Origin of the sequence: Gordonia hirsuta DSM 44140 = NBRC 16056 (genome assembly GCF_000333015.1) — a bacterium.
GTDB lineage: Bacteria > Actinomycetota > Actinomycetes > Mycobacteriales > Mycobacteriaceae > Gordonia > Gordonia hirsuta.
In genome coordinates this window covers 1-19164 of the sequence record NZ_BANT01000015.1, presented here as the reverse complement: position 1 = coordinate 19164, position 19164 = coordinate 1, and the positions used below count along the sequence as shown (strand labels likewise).

At 68.5% G+C, this 19164-nt stretch carries 14 protein-coding genes, 2 pseudogenes and 1 riboswitch; of the genes and pseudogenes, 10 read left to right on the top strand and 6 right to left on the bottom strand.

The window, feature by feature from the left end:
* Positions 1 to 26: 26 nt before the first annotated feature.
* A complete protein-coding gene (locus GOHSU_RS06010; RefSeq protein ID WP_005938382.1) occupies positions 27 to 1382 on the bottom strand; it encodes a M1 family metallopeptidase in 1356 nt (451 codons plus the stop codon).
* A gap of 79 nt (positions 1383 to 1461) precedes the next feature.
* Positions 1462 to 5355, bottom strand: coding sequence for a Pls/PosA family non-ribosomal peptide synthetase (locus tag GOHSU_RS06005; RefSeq protein WP_005938380.1), 3894 nt, complete (start codon positions 5353 to 5355; stop codon positions 1462 to 1464).
* A gap of 114 nt (positions 5356 to 5469) precedes the next feature.
* Between GOHSU_RS06005 and GOHSU_RS06000 the strand changes: the two genes are divergently transcribed.
* Positions 5470 to 6657, top strand: coding sequence for an acyl-CoA dehydrogenase family protein (locus GOHSU_RS06000; RefSeq protein WP_024332506.1), 1188 nt, complete (start codon positions 5470 to 5472; stop codon positions 6655 to 6657).
* A gap of 77 nt (positions 6658 to 6734) precedes the next feature.
* A complete protein-coding gene (gene fgd / locus GOHSU_RS05995; RefSeq protein WP_005938375.1) occupies positions 6735 to 7760 on the top strand; it encodes a glucose-6-phosphate dehydrogenase (coenzyme-F420) in 1026 nt (341 codons plus the stop codon).
* Positions 7761 to 7798: 38 nt separating this feature from the next.
* On the opposite strand, the gene GOHSU_RS05990 is transcribed toward fgd, so the two are convergent.
* Positions 7799 to 8341 (bottom strand): hypothetical protein, encoded by a 543-nt coding sequence (locus GOHSU_RS05990; protein WP_005938373.1) that lies wholly within the window; start codon positions 8339 to 8341, stop codon positions 7799 to 7801.
* A 141-nt stretch (positions 8342 to 8482) separates the two neighbouring features.
* Here GOHSU_RS05990 and GOHSU_RS05985 point away from each other — a divergent pair, with 141 nt between their 5' ends.
* From GOHSU_RS05985 to GOHSU_RS17355, 7 genes and pseudogenes are all read left to right on the top strand, one after another.
* Complete coding sequence (locus tag GOHSU_RS05985) at positions 8483 to 9730, top strand: lipase family protein (RefSeq protein ID WP_005938371.1); 1248 nt, start codon at positions 8483 to 8485, stop codon at positions 9728 to 9730.
* A gap of 157 nt (positions 9731 to 9887) precedes the next feature.
* A complete protein-coding gene (locus tag GOHSU_RS05980; protein WP_005938368.1) occupies positions 9888 to 10655 on the top strand; it encodes an ATP-binding cassette domain-containing protein in 768 nt (255 codons plus the stop codon).
* A 2-nt stretch (positions 10656 to 10657) separates the two neighbouring features.
* The gene (locus GOHSU_RS05975) at positions 10658 to 12538 is read left to right on the top strand and encodes a YhgE/Pip domain-containing protein (RefSeq protein ID WP_005938366.1); all 1881 of its coding nucleotides are present in this window, start codon (positions 10658 to 10660) and stop codon (positions 12536 to 12538) included.
* 52 nt (positions 12539 to 12590) lie between these two features.
* Positions 12591 to 13961, top strand: coding sequence for a glutamate decarboxylase (gene gad / locus GOHSU_RS05970; RefSeq protein WP_005938363.1), 1371 nt, complete (start codon positions 12591 to 12593; stop codon positions 13959 to 13961).
* An 85-nt stretch (positions 13962 to 14046) separates the two neighbouring features.
* A complete protein-coding gene (locus GOHSU_RS05965; protein ID WP_005938360.1) occupies positions 14047 to 14763 on the top strand; it encodes a hypothetical protein in 717 nt (238 codons plus the stop codon).
* On the top strand, positions 14756 to 15349 hold the full coding sequence (locus GOHSU_RS05960; protein WP_040534293.1) for a hypothetical protein: 594 nt from the start codon (positions 14756 to 14758) through the stop codon (positions 15347 to 15349). Before GOHSU_RS05965 ends, GOHSU_RS05960 begins: the two co-directional genes overlap by 8 nt.
* Positions 15283 to 15642, top strand: a pseudogene (locus tag GOHSU_RS17355) (hypothetical protein); the annotation flags it as partial. The gene GOHSU_RS05960 and the pseudogene GOHSU_RS17355, both read left to right, overlap by 67 nt.
* Positions 15643 to 15702: 60 nt before the next feature.
* On the opposite strand, the gene thiD reads toward GOHSU_RS17355, so the two are convergent.
* From thiD to GOHSU_RS05945, 3 genes are all read right to left on the bottom strand, one after another.
* The gene (gene thiD / locus GOHSU_RS05955; RefSeq protein ID WP_005938355.1) at positions 15703 to 16533 is read right to left on the bottom strand and encodes a bifunctional hydroxymethylpyrimidine kinase/phosphomethylpyrimidine kinase; all 831 of its coding nucleotides are present in this window, start codon (positions 16531 to 16533) and stop codon (positions 15703 to 15705) included.
* Positions 16533 to 18149, bottom strand: coding sequence for a phosphomethylpyrimidine synthase ThiC (gene thiC / locus GOHSU_RS05950; RefSeq protein ID WP_005938353.1), 1617 nt, complete (start codon positions 18147 to 18149; stop codon positions 16533 to 16535). Before thiC ends, thiD begins: the two co-directional genes overlap by 1 nt.
* A riboswitch (TPP riboswitch) is annotated at positions 18140 to 18252 on the bottom strand. It overlaps the preceding gene by 10 nt.
* 48 nt (positions 18253 to 18300) lie before the next feature.
* The gene (locus GOHSU_RS05945; RefSeq protein ID WP_005938350.1) at positions 18301 to 18642 is read right to left on the bottom strand and encodes a GNAT family N-acetyltransferase; all 342 of its coding nucleotides are present in this window, start codon (positions 18640 to 18642) and stop codon (positions 18301 to 18303) included.
* 174 nt (positions 18643 to 18816) lie between these two features.
* On the opposite strand from GOHSU_RS05945, the pseudogene GOHSU_RS05940 reads away from it, so the two are divergent.
* Positions 18817 to 19164 (top strand): annotated as a pseudogene (locus tag GOHSU_RS05940) (hypothetical protein); the annotation flags it as partial.

The window sequence follows — 19164 nt, the reverse complement described above, 5'->3', positions numbered from 1 at the left end:
CCGGAGCAGAGACCGGTCGATCAGAATCAGGGCGCCGGGTACGGCGGCAGCGTGGGGACAAAGACCCAGTCGCGCCAGAACTCGGTCAGCGACTCGTCGGTGTACGTCCCGGCGAGGGCGATGAAGTCCTCGGTGGTGACGCAGCGGTACCGGTATTTGTCGGTCCAGCGGTGCAGGAGCTGGAAGAAGGCCCCGTCGCCCAACCGCAGCCGCAGCGCATGCAGGGTGACGGCGCCGCGTTTGTAGACCCAGTCGTCGAACATCTCGCGGGGACCGGGGTCGGTCAAGGGCGTCGTGACCGGTTCGGACTGCAACTTTTCGTAGTAGTGCCGGGCCCATTCGTCGGCGGAACGACCGCCGCTGCGCTGACTCCACAACCATTCGGCGTAACATGCGAAGCCCTCGTTGAGCCAGATGTCGCGCCAGCGGGCCAGGGTCACCGAGTTGCCGAACCACTGGTGCGCCAACTCGTGGGCGATCAGCCGTTCGCTGTCGCGGGTGCCGTCGCAATGGTTGGCGCCGAAGGTGGCGAAGGTCTGTGCCTCCAGCGGGATGTCGAGGTCGTCGTCGACCACCACCGCGGTGTATCGGGGGAACGGATACGGGCCGAACAGTTCGCTGAAGACCTCCATCATGGCCACCTGGGCGGCGAAGCTGCGATCGAACTGCTCGGTGAGCCTGCGCGGATGCAATGCGCTGATCGGGACCGGCCCGGCCGCCAGTTCGCGCCGGGTGTACTCGCCGATCTGGATCGAGGCGAGATAGGTGGCCATCGGCTCGACCTGTTCGTAGACCCAGGTGGTCTGTGCGGCACTGCGCTTCTTGTCGATCAGCACCCCGTTGGCCAGCGCGTAGTACGGGCTGTCGGTGGTGATGGTGATCTGGAACGGCGCTTTGGCCTCGGGGTGGTCGTCACAGGGGAACCACGACGGTGCGCCGTTGGGCTGATTTCCGCACAGCACCCCGTTGGACAGTTCCTCCCAGCCGACCTCTCCCCAGGGGCTGCGGACCGGCCGCGGGGTGCCCCCGTAGCGGACGGTGACCGTCATCGCCGCACCCGGCGGAATCGCGACGGCCGGGGTGACGGAGAGTTTGCCGCTGCGATGGGAGTAGCGGGCGGCCTTCCCGTTCACACCGACGCGGTCGACGCGCATGGCGCCGGCCAGATCGAGGGTGAACCGGTCGAGCTGCTGATACGAGGTCGCCGTGATCGTCGCCGTGGCGCGCAGCCGATTCGCATTGACCCGGTAGTCCAATTGCAGATCGTAGCGAGAGACCCGGTATCCCAGGTTGCCGTTGCGGGGCAGATACGGATCGAGTTCGTGGGAGGTCCCGCTCAGGGTGGGGGTGTGCGCGGTGCTGCGACGGGATCTGCTGGGCACGGCCCAACCGTACCGGGGTGTGGCCGGGCCGGAGGCGTCTCGGGGCTGCCCTGGGGGTCACCCGCGCCGAACCGGACCGCTACCGCGGCCACGGCGCGATCGGATTGCCCTGCCAGCGCGTGTGGGCGGGCACATGGTCCCCGCGCATCACCAGTGACCCGGGACCGACCGTCGCGGCCTGCCCGAGCCGGGCGGCCGGCAAGGCGACGCTGTGCGGTCCGAGGGTCGCCCCCGGTTCCACGATGACGGCGTCGATGGCCATCACCCGATCGTGGAACAGGTGGGTCTGCACCACGCAGCCGCGCTGCACATTGGCCCCGTCGCCGAGTTCCACCAGATCGGCCTCGGGCAGCCAGTACGACTCGCACCACACGCCGCGACCGATCCGGGCGCCCAGGGCGCGCAGCCACAGGTTCAGGACCGGCGTTCCGGTGGCGGCATTGGCGAACCAGGGGGCGGCGACCGTTTCGACGAAGGCATCGGACAGTTCGTTGCGCCAGATGAACGAGCTCCACAGCGGATGTTCGCCGGCCCGCACCCTGCCGATCACCAGCCACTTGGCGGCGGCCGCGACGATGCCGGCCACGATGCCGGCCGCCAGCAGAATCAGGCCGCTGACGGCGGTGGCCACCGCCGCGTTCTGGGCGGTCGCCACCCACTGCAGCGCGAGCAGCACCCCGGTGCCGATCACGAACGAGGTCCACACCGCGGTCAGGCGCAGGGTCTCGACCACCGACCGGGCGATCCGCAGACGCAGCGACGGGGCGAAGGTTCGGGCGTCGTCGGTGGTCTCGGCGGTGCGGCGCAGCCGCTGCGGAGGACTGCCCAGCCAGCTGGAACCGGACTTGGCCTTCTCCGGTGCGGCCGACAGCACCGCCACCAGACCGCCCTTGGGGACTTTGCGGGCCGGGGCCACCATGCCGGAGTTACCCAGGAAGGCGCGTTTACCGACGCGGGCCTGCCCGATCCGCATCCAGCCGCGGCGGAGCTCGTAGGAGGCGACCATGGTGTCGTCGGCCAGGAACGAGTCGTCGCCCACGACGGTGAACTTGGGGACCACCAGCGCGGTGGAGATCTCGGCGCCCTTGCCGATCCGGGCACCCAGGGCGCGGAACCACCACGGAGTCAGCAGGCTGGCGTACAGCGGGAACAGGTAGGTGCGGGCCGAATCCATCACCCGCTCGGTCAGCCACATCTGCCAGCCGATCCGGCTGCGGACCGGGTACCAGCCCGGGGCCAGGCCGATCGATGCCAGCCGCACGACGAGCAGTGTGCACAGCGCGAAGGCCGCCAGAGCGGCCAGAACGCCGGCCGGACTCAGGGCCAGTGCCCGCAGGGCCGCCGTACCCAGGTCGCCGGCGCCCAGCGCCCAGGAGAAGGTGACCACCAGACCGGCGGCCAGGGCCAGCAGCGGGATTCCGGCGATCAGCAGCGCGCTGAGCGCATAGACCGGAACCCAGCCGCGGCGGGCCGGCGGCGGATCCGCGGGGCCGCGAGAGGGGGCTTTACCGATCCGGGTGGCCGGGGATCCCGCCCAATGCTGTCTGGCCTTCACCTTGTGCAGCACCGTCGAACCCGGGTCGACGACGGCGCCGCGGCCCACGACCGCCCCGGGCAGCAGCACCGAACGGGCACCGACGGTGGCCGCCGATTTGATCTCGATCGTGCCCACCTGCAGAACATCCCCGTCCAGCCACCAGCCCGACAGGTCGACCTCCGGTTCGATGGCGGCCAGGTCGCCGATCGTCAGCAGCCCCGTGACCGGTGGCAGTGAATGCAGGTCGACGCCCTTCCCGACGGTGCCGCCCAGCGCCCGGGCCAGCACCGGCATCCACGGTGCGCCCGACATGTTGTGCACCCCGCTGGCCTCCATCAGCCGTTCGGCGGTCCACAGGCGCAGATGCATCGATCCGCCGCGCGGGTAGGCGCCGGGCCGCACATTCGACAGGAGCAGCCGGGCGCCGCCGGCGGCGATCAGCAGCCGCCCGAACGGGGTGACGAAGAGCCCGAACGCGACCGCCAGGAGCCACCAGGGGATCGCCACCAGCCACGGTGCCGGATATCCGAGGGCGTCGGCGACGATGCGGCCGATGTTGTTGGCCACCCCGAGCCAGGTCATCCAGGCCACACCGGTCAGGGTGGCCAGCGGGAGGGCGGCCGCGGTCTGCACCATCCCGGTCCAGGGCGGGATGGGTGTCACCTCGCGGACGGAGACCTGGGCCGGCGGGGCCAGCGAGTCCAGCAGCTCGGCCAGTGACCCCAGGCGAGGATGGTCGTACAGTTCGGCGACCGTGATCTCCGGATGCCGGGTACGCAGGGCGCTGACCAGCTGCGCGGCGGCCAGTGAGCCGCCGCCTTCGGTGAAGAAGTCGGCGTCGGCGCTGTGCACCGGCATACCGAGCACCTCGGTCCACTGCGCGGCCAGCCAGGCCTGGGTGGGGGTCAACTCGTCGGCCGGCGCGCCGTCGGGGGCGGCGGGCGATTCGGCACCGGGCACCGGCCACGGCAACGCGTCGCGGTCCACTTTCCCGGAGGTGCGGGTGGGCAGGTCATCCAGCAGCACCAGGCGGGGCACCATCGCCGCGGGCAACTCGTCGCGCAACCGGTGCTGGGCAGCGGTCAGGTCGAACGCCGAATCGGTGGACGCCACATAGCCGATCAGCATCGCGTTGCCGGCGGCGTTCTTGCGGACCGCGCAGGCGCCGCCGCTGACACCCGGCAGGTTCTGCAGCGCGTTGTCGATCTCACCCAGTTCGATGCGGCGTCCGCCGATCTTCACCTGATCGTCGGCCCGGCCGACGAACAGCAGGCCCGCGCGATCCAGCCGCACCACATCGCCGCTGCGATAGGCGCGGTCCCAGCCGAGGGATTCCAGGGGGGCGTACTTCTCGGCGTCTTTGGCCGGATCAAGGTAGCGCGCCAAGCCCACGCCGCCGATCACCAGCTCGCCGGTCTGCCCGATCGGAACCGGTTGCCCGTCGGCGTCGACCACGGCCAGGTCCCAGCCGGCCAGCGGCAGCCCGATCCGCACCGGTTCACCGCGGCGCATCTGCGCGGCCGAGGCGACGACGGTCGCCTCGGTGGGGCCGTAGGTGTTCCACACCTCACGATCGCCGGTGGCCAGGCGGTCGGCCAGCTCCGGCGGGCACGCCTCACCGCCGAAGATCAGCAGCCGCACCGCCTCCAGCGCCTCGGCCGGCCACAGGGCCGCCAATGTCGGGACCGTGGAGACCACGTTGACATCACGCATCACCAGCCACGGCCCCAGATCCATACCGCTGCGGACCAGGGCGCGGGGCGCCGGAACCAGGCAGGCGCCGTTGCGCCAGGCCAGCCACATCTCCTCGCAGGAGGCATCGAAGGCCACCGACAGACCGGCCAGCACCCGGTCGCCGGGACCCAGCGGAGCGTCCTGCAGGAACAACAGGGCTTCGGCGTCGACGAAGGCGGCGGCATTGCGGTGGGTCACCGCCACACCCTTCGGGGTGCCGGTGGAACCGGAGGTGAAGATGATCCAGGCGTCGTCGTTCAGGTGCGCCGGGGACTGGTTCAACGGCGCCCCCGAACCCAGCGCGCGGTGCCGGCCCGCCCGCGCGTGGATACCGGCGCCGTCGATGATGGCGTCGACCTGGGCTTCGCCGAAGACGAGCTGGGCCCGCTCATCGGGATCGTCGGCATCGACGGGCACGTAGGCGGCGCCGGCGTACAGGGTGGCCAGGATCGCGATGTACAGGTCACGGTGGCCCGAGGGCATCCGGATCCCGATCCGGTCGCCCGGGCCGATCCCTTCGGCGCCGAGCCGGCCGGCGAGCCGGCGCACCACCGCGACGAGTTCGTCGTAGGTCAGGACCTGGTCGCCGTCGTCGATCGCCGGGGCGTCCGGGTGCGCGGCGGCCGTGGACAGCAGGATGTCGACGAGGGTGCGCGGGGGTGTCGCCGCATCGGCGAGCAGGAACTCCCTGGGTATGGGCACAGCGTAGATTCTGCCCCACCGCCGCGGCGTGACCGATGCCGACCGGCGGGTGCACCGGACGGATTCGGCATGGACGTCGTCGCCGCGGCCGGGGCGAGTCGTAAGGTGGGTCACATGAGTGAGCGCAGGAGTGTTGAGCAGCTGTTCGGCGTCGATCGATTGCTGGACGACGACGAGCGTGCGATCGCTGCGACCGTCGCCGACTTCGGCGCCAAGCGGCTGCGGCCGCACATCGCCCAATGGTTCGAGGACGGCGCTCTGCCGGTGCGTGAACTGGCCGTCGAACTCGGCGAACTGGGACTGTTCGGCATGCACCTGGACGGCTACGGGTGCGCCGGTACCTCGGCCACCGCGTACGGGATGGCCTGCCTGGAGGCCGAGGCCGTCGACAGCGGGCTGCGCAGCTTCGTCTCGGTGCAGGGTTCGCTGTCGATGTTCGCCCTGCACCGGTGGGGCAGCGAGGAGCAGAAGCAGCAGTGGCTGCCGGCGATGGCCAAGGGGCAGGCCCTGGGCTGCTTCGGGCTGACCGAACCGGACTACGGGTCCAACCCCGCGGGCATGCGCACCCATGCCCGCCGCGACGGCGGCGACTGGATCCTCAACGGCGCCAAGATGTGGATCACCAACGCTCCGGTCGCCGATGTGGCGATCGTTTGGGCCCAGACCGGCGAACACGGCGTGGGTCGCGGGGTCCGCGGGTTCGTCGTACCGACCGACACCCCCGGTTTCAGTGCACCGGAGATCACCCACAAGATGTCCCTGCGCGCCTCGGTGACCGGGGAGATCGTGCTCGACGATGTGCGCCTGCCCGCGTCGGCGCAGCTGCCCCGGGCCGAGGGTCTGCGCGGTCCGCTCAGCTGTCTCAACGAGGCCCGCTTCGGCATCGTCTTCGGCGCCGTCGGCGCGGCCCGGGACTGCCTGGAGACCGCGATCGACTACGCCGGCACCCGCGAGGTCTTCGACAAACCGCTGTCCGGCTACCAGCTGACCCAGGCCAAGATCGCCGATATGGCGGTGGAACTGGGCAACGCCTATCTACTGGCGATCCAGCTGGGACGCATCAAAGATGCCGGCGGTATCGCCCCGGAACAGATCAGCCTGGGCAAACTGAACAATGTGCGCGAGGCCATCGCCATCGCGCGCCAGTGCCGCACCATCCTCGGCGCCAACGGCATCACCCTGGAGTATCCGGTGATCCGGCACGCCAACAACCTCGAATCGGTCCTCACCTACGAGGGCACCAGCGAAATGCACCAGCTGATGATCGCCAAGGCGCTCACCGGCCAGGACGCCTTCCGCTGAGGCTCGGTCCCGGCCCTGCCGGCCAACACCGACGAATCCAACCAGCGACGAACAACCAGCGACGAAGAGGTATCCCTATGCCCGCAGGACTCAAACTCGGACTCAAAGCTTCGGCCGAACAGTTCGGCCCCCGAGAGCTGGTCGAGATCGGGTGCGCCGCCGAAGAGTTCGGCCTGGACTCGGCGACCGTCAGCGACCACTTCCAGCCGTGGCGGCACAACGGCGGCCACGCACCGTTCTCGCTGGCCTGGCTGGCTGCGGTCGGTGAGCGCACCGAGCGGATCCAGCTGGGCACCTCGGTGCTGACCCCGACCTTCCGCTACAACCCGGCGGTGATCGCGCAGGCCTTCGCCACCCTCGGCATGCTGTATCCGGGACGGATCATGCTCGGGGTGGGAACCGGTGAGGCGCTCAACGAGTACGCCACCGGCTTCCAGGGGGACTGGCCGGCCTTCAAGGAGCGGTTCGCCCGGTTGCGGGAAGCCGTGCGGCTGATGCGGGAACTGTGGACCGGAGCCGAGGTCGAGTTCGACGGCGAGTACTACTCCACCCAGGGCGCCTACATGTACGACGTGCCCGCCGACCCGATCCCGGTGTACGTCGCCGCCGGTGGACCGGTGGTCGCACGCTATGCCGGGCGGGCGGGCGACGGCTTCATCTGCACCTCCGGGAAGGGGATGGACCTGTACACCGAGAAGCTGATTCCGGCCGTGCGTGAGGGCGCGGCCAAGGCCGACCGGAACTTCGCCGACCTGGACCGGATGATCGAGATCAAGATCTCCTACGATCCGGACCCGGCCCGGGCGCTGGAGAACACCCGGTTCTGGGCGCCGCTGTCGCTGACGGCCGAACAGAAGCATTCGGTGAACAGCTCGGTGGAGATGGAACGTCTGGCCGACGAGCTGCCGATCGAGCAGGTGGCGCAGCGCTGGATCGTCGCCTCCACCCCGGAGGAGGCGATCGCGCAGATCAAGCCGTACATCGACGCCGGCCTCAACCACTTGGTCTTCCACAATCCCGGCGCCGACCAGCGCCGGTTCCTGGAGGCCTTCACCGCCGAGGTGGTGCCGGCGCTGCGCGACCTGCCGGTCGTGGAGCGATAGCGCCGGCGGGATCCGGCGCCGGGACGCCGCCGCCGAGGCTACTCCTCTTCGGGTGCGTCCGGGGTCAGGGTTTCCGTGGTGGTCACGGTCCTGGTCGCGGTGCGGGTGCTGGTCTCGGTGACCGTGCTCGTCTGGATCTGTGTCTCGCGTTCGGTCTGCGTCACGGTCTGGGTCTGCCACTCGGTGCGCACCGCGGTCTCGGTGGTGTCCGCGCCCTGGAATTCGGTCACCTCGGTGATCGTCGTGGTGGCCGGGGCGGCGCTGGAGCCGCGGCCCTGGAGACCGACCAGAACCAGACCGACGATGCTGAGCACGGCGGCGGCCAGGGCCAGTGCGGCGATGGTCTGCCAGCGGCGGACCGCACGACCGGAGGGCTGCGGGGTCAGGGTGGTCGCGGCCTCGTCGTACTCGCCGGTGTCGTAACCCGGACTCGGATATCCGGCGTTCGGTGACGTCCCGTAGTCGCTGACCGGCTGGGGCTGGGAGTAGGCGGCCGATGCGGACTGGTCGGACTCGGAATACGGCGGGTAGGCAGGTCCGGCGGACTCGTCCGGCGGTTGCGGAGGTTGCGGCTTGCTCACGTCAGTCAGGCTACAGCGCCGACCGGATCGGCCCGGTCGTCGCGAGTCATTCGTGACGAGTTACTGGCAATCCGTGTCATTTCTGAGGTATCGGAGCCGAGTCGCATCCGAGGAGCATGCCGACCTGGTTAGCTACCCTTCATGGACTTTCGCTGGACCCGTTCACGGCGTGGCCGCCGTCTAGCCTTGGTGACGGCCGCCGCTGCACTGATTCTTCCGCTCGCCGCCGCACCGACTGCTCCGCCGGCCCGCGCCGACGACGTCGTCTCCGTCGGGATCCCGAATTGGTCGGGACTGGACGTCAGCGACTACGCCGGGCCGATCCCGGCGCGTGCCGGCACCTTGATGGCTCAGGTGCCGCTGGCGTCCTCCCTGACCCTGCCGGCCGCCGGTGACGCCTACCGCGTGCAGTTCTCCAGCCGTAACCAGCACGGCAAGATGGCCTCGAGCACCGGCGCGGTCTTCCTGCCCAAGGGCCAGGCTCCCGCCGGCGGCTGGCCGGTGATCTCGTGGGCGCACGGCACCGTCGGTATCGCCGACCAGTGCACGCCGTCGGCCCATCCGCGCAGCGCCCGGGACATCGAATACCTGGGGCACTGGCTCGAGCAGGGATATGCGGTCGTCGCCAGCGACTACGTCGGGCTGGGTACCCCCGGGCTGATGGCCTACCTGAACGGGAAGACTGCCGCGCACTCGATCGTCGACGTGGTGGTCGCCTCACGGCAACTGCAGTTGCCCGCCGGTGCCAAACTCGCCAAGCGCTGGGCCATCATCGGGCAGTCACAGGGTGCGGCGGCAGCCCTCAACGGGGCCCGGTACGCCACCGAGTTCAGCCGCGGCCGCGGGCTGGACTACCGCGGGGTGGTCGCCACCGGCATCCCGGCGAACCTGGAGAACCTGTATCAGCTGATGGGACCGGCCGTGCCGCCGACCAAGCTGCCCGGTGCCCTCAACGCCTACACCGGGTTCATCCTCGCCGGACTCAACAACACCCGCCCGGACCTGCACCTGACCCGGGTGCTCACCCCGCGCGGAAAGCAGCGGATCAAGCAGGCCGTGACCACCTGCTATCCGCAGTTCCGTCAGCAGCTGACCGGGGAGGACATCCGGACCTGGTTCAGTGCGCCGCTGATGTCGATCCCGGGTCTGCCCGAGGCGATGCGCCAGTACATGCAGACCCCGTACAAGGGCTACGACCGGCCGATCTTCCTGGGTCAGGGGCTGCGGGACGTCGACGTCCCGGCGCCGTCGGCACTGTCGCTGTATCTGCAGATGAAGGCGAACAACCAGCCGGTGACGCTGCACGTCTACCCCGATGACGACCACTCCAGCGCGGTGCTCTCCTCGATGCCGGACTCGACCCCCTGGCTGGCGCAGATCCTGCGTTGAGTCGCCGCGTGCCACCGATCGGATCGGGCCCGATAGCGGCCGGGCGTACGATGATCGGCGTCGGCTCCGGCTCGGTCGCGTCCGGCGATACTGATGCGATCTGTGGTGGGAACCCCCCGGCGGACAACCGACAGCAACAAGGAGGAACTGCAACCTGATGGCAACGACCGAACCTTCGACCGGAGCGCTGCCGGATCCGGCTACCGCACCGCTGACCGTGGGCGGGGACGACGTCCTGTTGACGGCTTCCGGGATCGGGGTCAACGCCTCGTGGGGCCACATCTACGGCCCGGTGGATCTGCGGGTGCGCCGCGGCGGAGTGACCGTTCTGGTCGGCTCCGGCGGTCGTGGCCGATCCGCACTGCTGCTCACGCTGGCCGGCCGGATGAAACCCAGCAACGGCACGCTGACGGCCTTCGGGAAGACCAACGACGCGCAGCACCTGTTCGGGCATGCGGCCCTGGCCTATATCGACGAGGTCGACAAGATCGGCCAGACCATCCGGGTGCGTGATGTGCTCACCGAGCAGCTGCGCTGGCGGGCTCCCTGGTACAAGTTCGTGGGACTGGGGAACGAGGACGATCTGGAGCGGCTGTGTCGCCCGGTCTTCGGTCCGCTGACCCTGCCGAGTCTGGATTCCTTCGTCGAAGAGCTGCCGGAACTGACCGCGGCACTGCTCCGCGTGGCCATGGCCAATCACCGTCAACCGGAGTTGCTGGTGGTCGGTGGCATCGACAAGCTGACCCGCATCTCCAGCAGTCACCGATTCCTGGAGCGACTGATCGACCTGGGCCGGCGGCAGACCGTCATCACCTGTGACATCAACGGAGTGGTGCCGCAGGAGGGCGTCACCGATGTCATCGAGGTGGACAATCTGACCGACGGCGAGTTCGTCCGCATCGAGCGGGAGGACCGGAAGCTGTGAAAATGCTGGCGGCCTTCTCTCCGGGCAGTGACTTCAAACGGTATTACCGGGGGCGTATGCCCCGACTGGCGCTCGCAGTCATCATCCTGATGCCGCTGCTGTACGGCGCGCTGTACCTCTGGGCGTTCTGGAACCCGTTCAACGAGGTCAACAAGATGCCGGTGGCTTTGGTCAACGTCGATCAGGGTGCCACCGTCGAGGGGCAGCGGGTGGAAGCCGGCCGGCAGGTCGTCGACGGCCTGGTGGCTTCCAAACAGCTCGATCTGCATGTGGTCTCCGAACAGGAGGCCGCCGCCGGGGTCTCCGGCGGTCAGTACTACTTCTCGATCACGTTGCCCGCCGACTTCAGCCAACGGCTGACCTCGGCGACCACCGGTGACCCCAAATCGGCAGACCTGATCTTCACCTACAACGACGCCAACAACTACCTGGCCACGATCATCGGGCAGGACGCCGCCTCCCAGGTGGTCAATCAGGTCGGGGCACAAGTCGGTGCCAACACCTTCGACGTGATCTTCGAGCAGGTCGATCCGATGCTCGGCAAGGTGACCCAGGCCGCCGACGGCGCCGGGGAACTGGCCGCCGGCCTGCAGCAGGCCAAAAGCGGTGCCGATGAACTCAACGGTGGTGTGCAGCAGTTGGCCGGCGGGGTCCTGAGCGCCACCGACCCGCTGCTGGACGCGGCTCGCGCACACAGTCAGAGCGGTCTGAATGCGGCACAGCTCAATGCGATGGCTGATCGTCTCGGCACCAACATCGACACGGTCAGCAGCCGGCTGGATTCGGCGGCGACCGCGCAGTCGCAGGCCTATCAGGCGGTGACGGCGCTGAGCGCGCAACTCAAGGCCAGCCCGGACGCCAACATCCGCGCGCTGGGTTCGGCCCTGGATCCGGTCAAGCACTTCTTGCAGACCGAGGGCCTGGGCCCCGATGCACACGGTGAACTCGCCGGAATCCAGCAGGATTCGGCGCTGCTGGCTGGGCAGTTGAATGATCCGAACAGTCCATTGCGCACGCTGCTGGCACTGATGGAGTCGGGCGGTCTGGTCACCGACATCGAGAAGGTGCGCGGGGCGGTCACCGAATTGAGCAACGGCACCGCGCAGCTGGCAAGCGGTCTCGGTGAGTTGAGCAGCGGCGCCGACGAACTGGCAGCGGGACTCCAGGAGGGTGCGGACGCGTTGCCGCACTGGAGCAAGCAGCAGCAGGAGCAGCTGGCCAAGGTACTCGGCCAGCCGGTGGCGCTGCAGGAGCGCTACGAGAACCGCGCCAGCACCTTCGGCGAGGGTTTCGCACCCTTCTTCTTCGGTCTGGCGCTGTTCGTCGGCAGCATCATCGCCTGGATGCTGTTCACGCCGCTGCAGGCGCGACCCATCGCGCAGGGCCTGAACTCGTTCCGGGTCGTGCTCGCCTCGTACGTGCCGACGCTGGGCATCGGCATCCTGCAGGCGGCGATCCTGTATCTGGTCACGGCCGTCGGACTGGGACTGTCACCGGTGCACCCGTGGGCGACCTTCGGTTTCATGGTGCTGATGGTGGCCACCTTCCTGGCGATGATCCAGATGTTCAACGCCGCTTTCGGTTCGTCCGTGGGGCGCGTGGTGACCTTGGCCTTCCTGATGCTGATGCTCACCTCGGCGGGCGGTATCTATCCGGTGCAGACCACCGCCAAACCGTTCCAGTACATGCACTGGGTCGACCCGATGACGTACACGGTCAACGGACTGCGTCAGCTGCTCGTCGGCGGTGTCGACGACCGGCTCTGGATCGCCACCGCGGTCTTGATCGGGCTGACGGTAGCCTTCCTGGCCATCTCGACCTGGGCGGCCCGCCGCAACCGGCAATACAACATGGATCGTCTGTATCCGCCGATCGAAGTCTGAGCTACGAGTCGGAAGTCAACCCACCAGTCACAACCTGTGAAACGGAGTCAAGATGACATACAAGAGTGATCGCATCGAGCTCGGCCCGGTGTTCACCGAGTCCGGCGAGGCCACGTCCCTGCCGCGCAATGAGCTGGCGACCCACATGCTGCCCCCGGCTGTGGCCTACCAGGTGGTGCATGACCAGGCGATGCTCGACGGCAACGCCCGGCTGAACCTGGCGACGTTCGTCACCACGTACATGGACAAGGAAGCCAAGCTCCTGTACGCGCAGACCGTCGACAAGAACATGATCGACAAGGACGAGTACCCGGCCACCGCGGCCATCGAGGAGCGCTGCTGGCGGATCCTGGGCGATCTGTGGCACGTCCCGGATGTCAACGACACCATCGGCACCTCGACCATCGGCTCCTCGGAAGCCTGCATGCTCGGCGGCCTGGCACTCAAGCGTCACTGGCAGGAGAAGCGCAAGGCCGCCGGCCTGTCGACCGAGAAGCCGAACATCGTGCTCTCGACCGCAGTCCAGGTCTGCTGGGAGAAGTTCTGCAACTACTTCGAAGTGGAGCCCCACTGGGTCCCGGTCACCGAGGAGCATCTGTTCCTCGACGGCCACGAGCTGGAGAAGTACGTCGATGAGAACACCATCGGCGTGGTCGCCATCATGGGCCAGACCTACACCGGCGCCTATGAGCCGGTGAAGGAGATCGCCGCCAAGCTCGACCAGATCGAGAAGGACACCGGCCTGGATGTGAAGATCCACATCGACGGCGCCTCCGGTGCGTTCATCGCGCCGTTCTGCCAGCCGGAACTGGAGTGGGACTTCCGCGTCGAGCGGGTCGCCTCGATCAGCACCTCGGGCCACAAGTTCGGATTGGTCTACCCGGGTGTGGGCTGGATCGTCTGGCGCAACAACGAGCGCCTGCCCGAGAGCATGGTCTTCCACTGTGCCTACCTGGGCGGCGATATGCCGACCCTGGCGCTGAACTTCTCGCGTCCGGGGGCACAGGTGCTGCTGCAGTACTACCAGTTCTTGCGTCTGGGCCGCGACGGCTACCGTGCGGTCCAGCAGGAATGCCTGGACGTGGCGCAGTACCTGTCCGCGGCGATCGCCGACATGGGCCCGTTCGAGTTGATCAGCAAGGGTGACACCATCCCGGTGTTCGCCTGGCGGCTGAAGAAGGACGCGAGCCCGAACTGGACCCTGTACGACCTGCAAGACCGGCTGCGGATGAAGGGCTGGCAGGTGCCGGCCTACCCGCTGTCGGACAACCTCTCCGATGTCACTCTGCAGCGCATCGTCGTCCGGAACGGCGTGAGCCGGGATCTGGCGGGCAAGCTGCTGGCCGATATCGAAACCGAGGTGAAGTTCCTGGAAGGGCTCGACGGTCCGATGCCGCACGGGGACGCCGCCTTCCACCACTGAGCCTTCCCTCACCGAGTCGATGCCGGGACAGACCCGCGGGCTTTCGCTGCGCCGCGGGTCTGACCCGCAGGAGACATGAATCTTGATGACGACCGACGTTTCGCACCCAGATCAGGCCGGGGACCATGATCCGCGTGCCCTGCCGAGCCGTATTCTGACGCCGACCCTGGCCAAGCAATGCTGGGGTTTCATCATCGGCTCGGCGCTGTTCGCACTGGGCTCGGCGCCCGGCTTCGCCGAAGCGACCAGCGCGAACATCGCCAACCTCTGTTATTTCGTCGGTGCGTGGTTCTTCACCGGCGCCGCCCTGATCCAGCTGGTCCTCAGCGGCAAGATGACCGTGCCGGTCTCCTATGCCCCCGGGGTGATGTTCCGGGCCGAATGGCTGGCCGGATCCATCCAGTTCTTCGGAACCTTGCTGTTCAACGTCAGTACCACCGCAGCGCTGATGGCGCATACCGTCAAGGGTGAACAACGCCTGGTCTGGAACCCGGATGCGGGCGGGTCGGTGGCGTTCCTGCTCAGCGGCGGCTTCGTGCTGCTGGCCTTCGTACGGGCCGGTAACGACTTCCTGTCGCCGCGGAAGGTGGATTTCTGGTCCGGCCAGATCAACTGGCTGGGCTGCGTGGCCTTCGGCGTGGCCGCGGTCGGCGGCTTCGTCAGCAACACGGGCACGGTGATGGACAACACGCTGGCCAACTGGGGCACGTTCATCGGCGCCCTGTGCTTCCTGGTCGCCTCGGCCATCGCTCTGCCGCGTCTGCCGTGGAACAGAGTCGATGGGTCCGGCGCAGGTGCCTGAGCAGCGACCGAGCGGACTGAGCAGCGACCATATCCGGGACTGGCAGCGGCGGCTGCGTGCACTCGGCGGCGCCCCGGCCGCCGAGCCGCATCAGCGCCTCGCCGGCGCCCGGGCCCGGCGGTTCTACGGCCTGGCCGAGGGTACCAGCGTTCTCGGCGACGGATTCGAGTTGTACATGTACTCCGGTGCACTGACGGTAATGGATTCGGCCGTCGCAGTTCTGCACACCGCGGTGCGCCCGGCCGATCGACCGGTCCGCGACCGCCGAGCCGTCCCGAAGATGAACGACGACCTGGTGGTTGCCGCGCTGATCAACAGTCCCAGCCGTACCCTGCTGGTGGGCAGCCACGCGATCGGTCCGGCCCGGGAGTCGGCGAAGCCGCAGGAACTGGCCGGGCTGGTGATCCCGCGTGATGCGTTCGGTGACCGGCGTCTGGCCGACGGACCTCCCGAGGGGTTGACGATGGTCGCCGACACGTTGCTGACCAACGCAACGGCGGCGTTTGTGGCCCGTTCGCGGTGGGTGCGGCCACCGGCGCCGATGTGCACCGCGATGCGGTCGGCGAACAGGCCGCCGTCGACCTGATCGCCCAGTCCGTCGGTGATCCGGCCGGTGCCAGGGCGCAGTTGCGGGACAGCCCGGTGCTGCTGCGCGAGGCGGTCCGCGACAGCATCGAACGGCGCTACCGGGATCCGGGGTTCGACGTCGATGCCGTCGCTGCCGAACTGTTCCTCTCGCGCAGACATCTGTATCGCGCCTTCGAGGGGGCCGAACAGTCGATGGCCGGACTGATCGCCGAACGACGCATCACCGCCGCTCAGGAGCTGTTGCGAACCGAACCGCAGACATCGCTGGCGATGGTGGCGCGCCGTTGCGGGTTCGCTTCGGTGGAGCCGGACCCAGTGACTACCGCGCCGCGATCCTGGCCGGCGAACAGATCAGCGAACGCGCCACAGCGGACTGACCGGGCCGTGGCCGGCACCCAAGGGATAGGCCGCGGCCAGGGCGCGGGTGACCCACTCCTTGGCGAAGGCCACCGCCTCGGGGAGGCTGTGGCCGTGGGCCAGTGCGGCGGCCGCGGCCGCTGCGAGGGTGTCGCCGGCGCCGTGATCGTGCGGTGTGTCCATCCGCGGGCCATCGAAACGGTGGAACTGCTTCCCGTCGTACAGCAGGTCGGGGCTGCGGTCACTGGTGCGCAGATGCCCGCCCTTGATCAGCGCCCACCGTGCGCCCAGCCGGTGCAATTCCCGCGCGGCCGCCTGCTGGGTGACCTCGTCGACCACGTCGATGCCGGTCAGCAGGCGCACCTCGTCGAGGTTGGGGGTCACCAGGGTTGCGCGGGGGAACAGCACCTCCACCAGCGTGCTGCGGGCATCGGCGGCCAGGAGGGCATCACCGTGCATCGACGCGCACACCGGATCGACCACCAGGGGCAGTCCGTCGCCGCCGATGCCGGCCGCATCGAAGGCGGCTGCGACGGCGTGGATGATCGGCGCCGAGGCGAGCATGCCGGTCTTGACCGCCTGCACACCGATATCTGAGGTGACCGAGTCGATCTGCGCGGCGACGATCGGCGGTGCGATCTCCTGCACATCGGACACGCCCACCGAGTTCTGCACCGTCACGGCGGTGACGGCCACGCAGCCGTGCACGCCCAGGAGCGCGAAGGTGCGCAGATCCGCCTGGATGCCGGCACCGCCGCCGGAGTCGGAACCGGCGACGGTCAGCACCCGGCGCGGGGCGGTGCCTGCCGGGGGAGCGGTCAGCATCACAGCGCTTCCAGCGGCAGCGTCATTGAGGCCGGGTGCTTCTGGGCATAGGCGCGCACATCGGCGGAGATCCGCATGGAGCAGAACTTCGGGCCGCACATCGAACAGAAGTGCGCGGTCTTGGCCTGCTCGGCCGGCAGAGTCTCATCGTGGTATTCGCGGGCGGTGTCCGGATCCAGGGCCAGATTGAACTGGTCGGTCCACCGGAACTCGAAGCGGGCCCGGCTCAGGGCGTCGTCACGCTCCTGCGCCCGCGGATGTCCCTTGGCCAGGTCGGCGGCGTGCGCGGCGATCTTGTAGGTGATCACCCCGGTCTTCACATCGTCGCGGTCGGGCAGGCCCAGGTGCTCTTTGGGCGTGACGTAGCACAGCATCGCGGTACCGGCCTGAGCGATCATCGCCGCCCCGATCGCCGAGGTGATGTGGTCGTAGGCCGGTGCGATATCGGTGGCCAGCGGTCCCAGCGTGTAGAAGGGGGCCTCCTCGCAGAGCTCCTCTTCCCGGCGCACGTTCTCGGCGATCTTGTCCATCGGAACGTGTCCGGGCCCCTCGATCATGACCTGCACGCCGTGGTGCTTGGCGATCTTCGTCAGTTCACCGAGGGTCTCCAGCTCGGCGAACTGAGCTGCATCGTTCGCGTCGGCGATCGATCCGGGACGCAGGCCGTCGCCCAGCGAGAAGGTGATGTCGTAGCGGGCGAAGATCTCGCACAGTTCGGCGAAGTGGGTGTACAGGAACGATTCGCTGCGGTGGGCCAGGCACCAGGCCGCCATGATCGAGCCGCCGCGGGAGACGATGCCGGTGACCCGGTCGGCGGTGAGGGGGACGTACCGCCACAGGACACCGGCGTGCACGGTCATATAGTCCACACCCTGTTCGGCCTGCTCGATCACCGTGTCACGGAAGATCTCCCAGGTCAGGGCTGCCGGATCGCCCTTGACCTTCTCCAGCGCCTGATAGATCGGGACGGTGCCGACCGGGACCGGCGAGTTACGCAGGATCCACTCCCGGGTCAGGTGGATGTCGTTGCCGGTGGACAGATCCATGATGGTGTCGGCGCCCCAGCGCGTGGCCCACACCATTTTCTCGACCTCTTCCCCGATCGAGGAGGTGACCGCCGAGTTGCCGATGTTGGCGTTGATCTTCACCGTGAAGGCCTTACCGATGATCATCGGCTCGGATTCGGGGTGACGATGATTGGCCGGGATCACCGCACGCCCGGCGGCGACCTCGCTGCGCACCTTTTCGGCCGTGCAGCCTTCGCGGGCGGCGATGAAGCGCATCTCATCGGTGATCAGGCCGGCGCGGGCCCAGGCCAGTTGGGTGGCGGCGGGATGGCCGGCCGCGGTCTGGAGCGGCTCGGGCCGCGGCCACTGTGCGCGGACCGGCGGCAGTCCGGCGTGCACATCGATGTCGGCGGTCTCGTCGGTGTAGGGCCCGGACGTGTCGTACAGGTCGAGATGTTCGCCATTGGTCAGGTGGACCCTGCGCTGTGGAATCCGCAGGTGATCGACGTGCAGATAATGTTTGGTGCTGCCGGCGATCGGGCCGCGGGTCACCGCGCCGGCGGCGACGTCGTCGGCCGAACGGCTTGCTGAGGACAGATCAGTGCTCATAAGAGTCTCCCTACGCCGGCATTATCCGGACAGGTTCGTACGGTCGGCGACCGCCTGTCGCCCTCTCAGCCCTCGGTACGCGAGAGCCCCCGTGTGTGTGGTTGTCAGCTGCACCCTACCGGTCGCCGACCCGATCCTGTCGAGGGTGGGGTCAGGACGCCCGTGCCAGACGCGGATGCGATTGCAGGTGGTGACGGGTGAAACTGCACACCGCCACCACCGTCATCCCCTGGCTGCGTAACTGTCCGACGGCGTCGGCGCTCAGTCGCGTCGCCAGGCCGTGGCCGCTGTATTCGTCGTAGAGAACGGTGTGCAGCACCGTCGCGGTCGGCCGCACGCCGGGGTCGATGCGGTAGCCCAGAACGCCGACCAGGTCGCCTGCCACCCACAATTCGAAACGTTCGCGGACGGGGTTGTGGACGACTTCGGCGATCTGATGCAGGATCGCTCGCGCCGACTGCGCGGGCCTCTGACGGCGGCGTTTGCGGCGCATGAGATACCTCCTGTGAATTACCTCACATCAGGTATAGCTCGATTCCCTCATGGAACACAAGCAACTTCAGTCACAGCCGTGTCACGGTGTGTCGGCTCGGCTGTCACGGTGACCTACGGCACGCACTTAAAGTAAGGCTAGACTATCCTTCTCTCGGGCTGTTTCAATGAGCGCATGAGCAACCAAGACGAGGAGACCGTCGAGTTCGGCATCGATGCGGCGCAGGCCGGCTACGACGAAGGGCCGGCGGCCGGCGGCAGCATCGAAGTGTTCCACGTCGGCGAGAGTCTCGCCGACGCTGCGCCCGCGGTGGAGGGTCGGCCCGCGGTGGCGGGTCGGCCCGGGGCGGTGGATCCGTCCGGCGGGATCAACTGGCCCACGGTCGCGGTCGCAGCGGGGATCTCGGCCGTCGTCTCGGCGGTGGTCCTGGCGATCGGCATGGGCGGGCTGCTGATGGCCAATGCCGCCGCCGGTGACGCTGACGCGCCCCAGCCCACGGTGGTCAACCTGGGGGCGGCGGCC

What these genes read in the sequence shown, in the direction of transcription:
- GOHSU_RS06000 (WP_024332506.1), top strand. Translation starts at nt 5,470, where the DNA reads ATGAGTGAGCGCAGGAGTGTTGAGCAGCTGTTCGGCGTCGATCGATTG.
- fgd (WP_005938375.1), top strand. Translation starts at nt 6,735, where the DNA reads ATGCCCGCAGGACTCAAACTCGGACTCAAAGCTTCGGCCGAACAGTTC.
- GOHSU_RS05985 (WP_005938371.1), top strand. Translation starts at nt 8,483, where the DNA reads ATGGACTTTCGCTGGACCCGTTCACGGCGTGGCCGCCGTCTAGCCTTG.
- GOHSU_RS05980 (WP_005938368.1), top strand. Translation starts at nt 9,888, where the DNA reads ATGGCAACGACCGAACCTTCGACCGGAGCGCTGCCGGATCCGGCTACC.
- GOHSU_RS05975 (WP_005938366.1), top strand. Translation starts at nt 10,658, where the DNA reads ATGCTGGCGGCCTTCTCTCCGGGCAGTGACTTCAAACGGTATTACCGG.
- gad (WP_005938363.1), top strand. Translation starts at nt 12,591, where the DNA reads ATGACATACAAGAGTGATCGCATCGAGCTCGGCCCGGTGTTCACCGAG.
- GOHSU_RS05965 (WP_005938360.1), top strand. Translation starts at nt 14,047, where the DNA reads ATGACGACCGACGTTTCGCACCCAGATCAGGCCGGGGACCATGATCCG.
- thiD (WP_005938355.1), bottom strand. Translation starts at nt 16,533, where the DNA reads ATGCTGACCGCTCCCCCGGCAGGCACCGCCCCGCGCCGGGTGCTGACC.
- thiC (WP_005938353.1), bottom strand. Translation starts at nt 18,149, where the DNA reads ATGAGCACTGATCTGTCCTCAGCAAGCCGTTCGGCCGACGACGTCGCC.
- GOHSU_RS05945 (WP_005938350.1), bottom strand. Translation starts at nt 18,642, where the DNA reads ATGCGCCGCAAACGCCGCCGTCAGAGGCCCGCGCAGTCGGCGCGAGCG.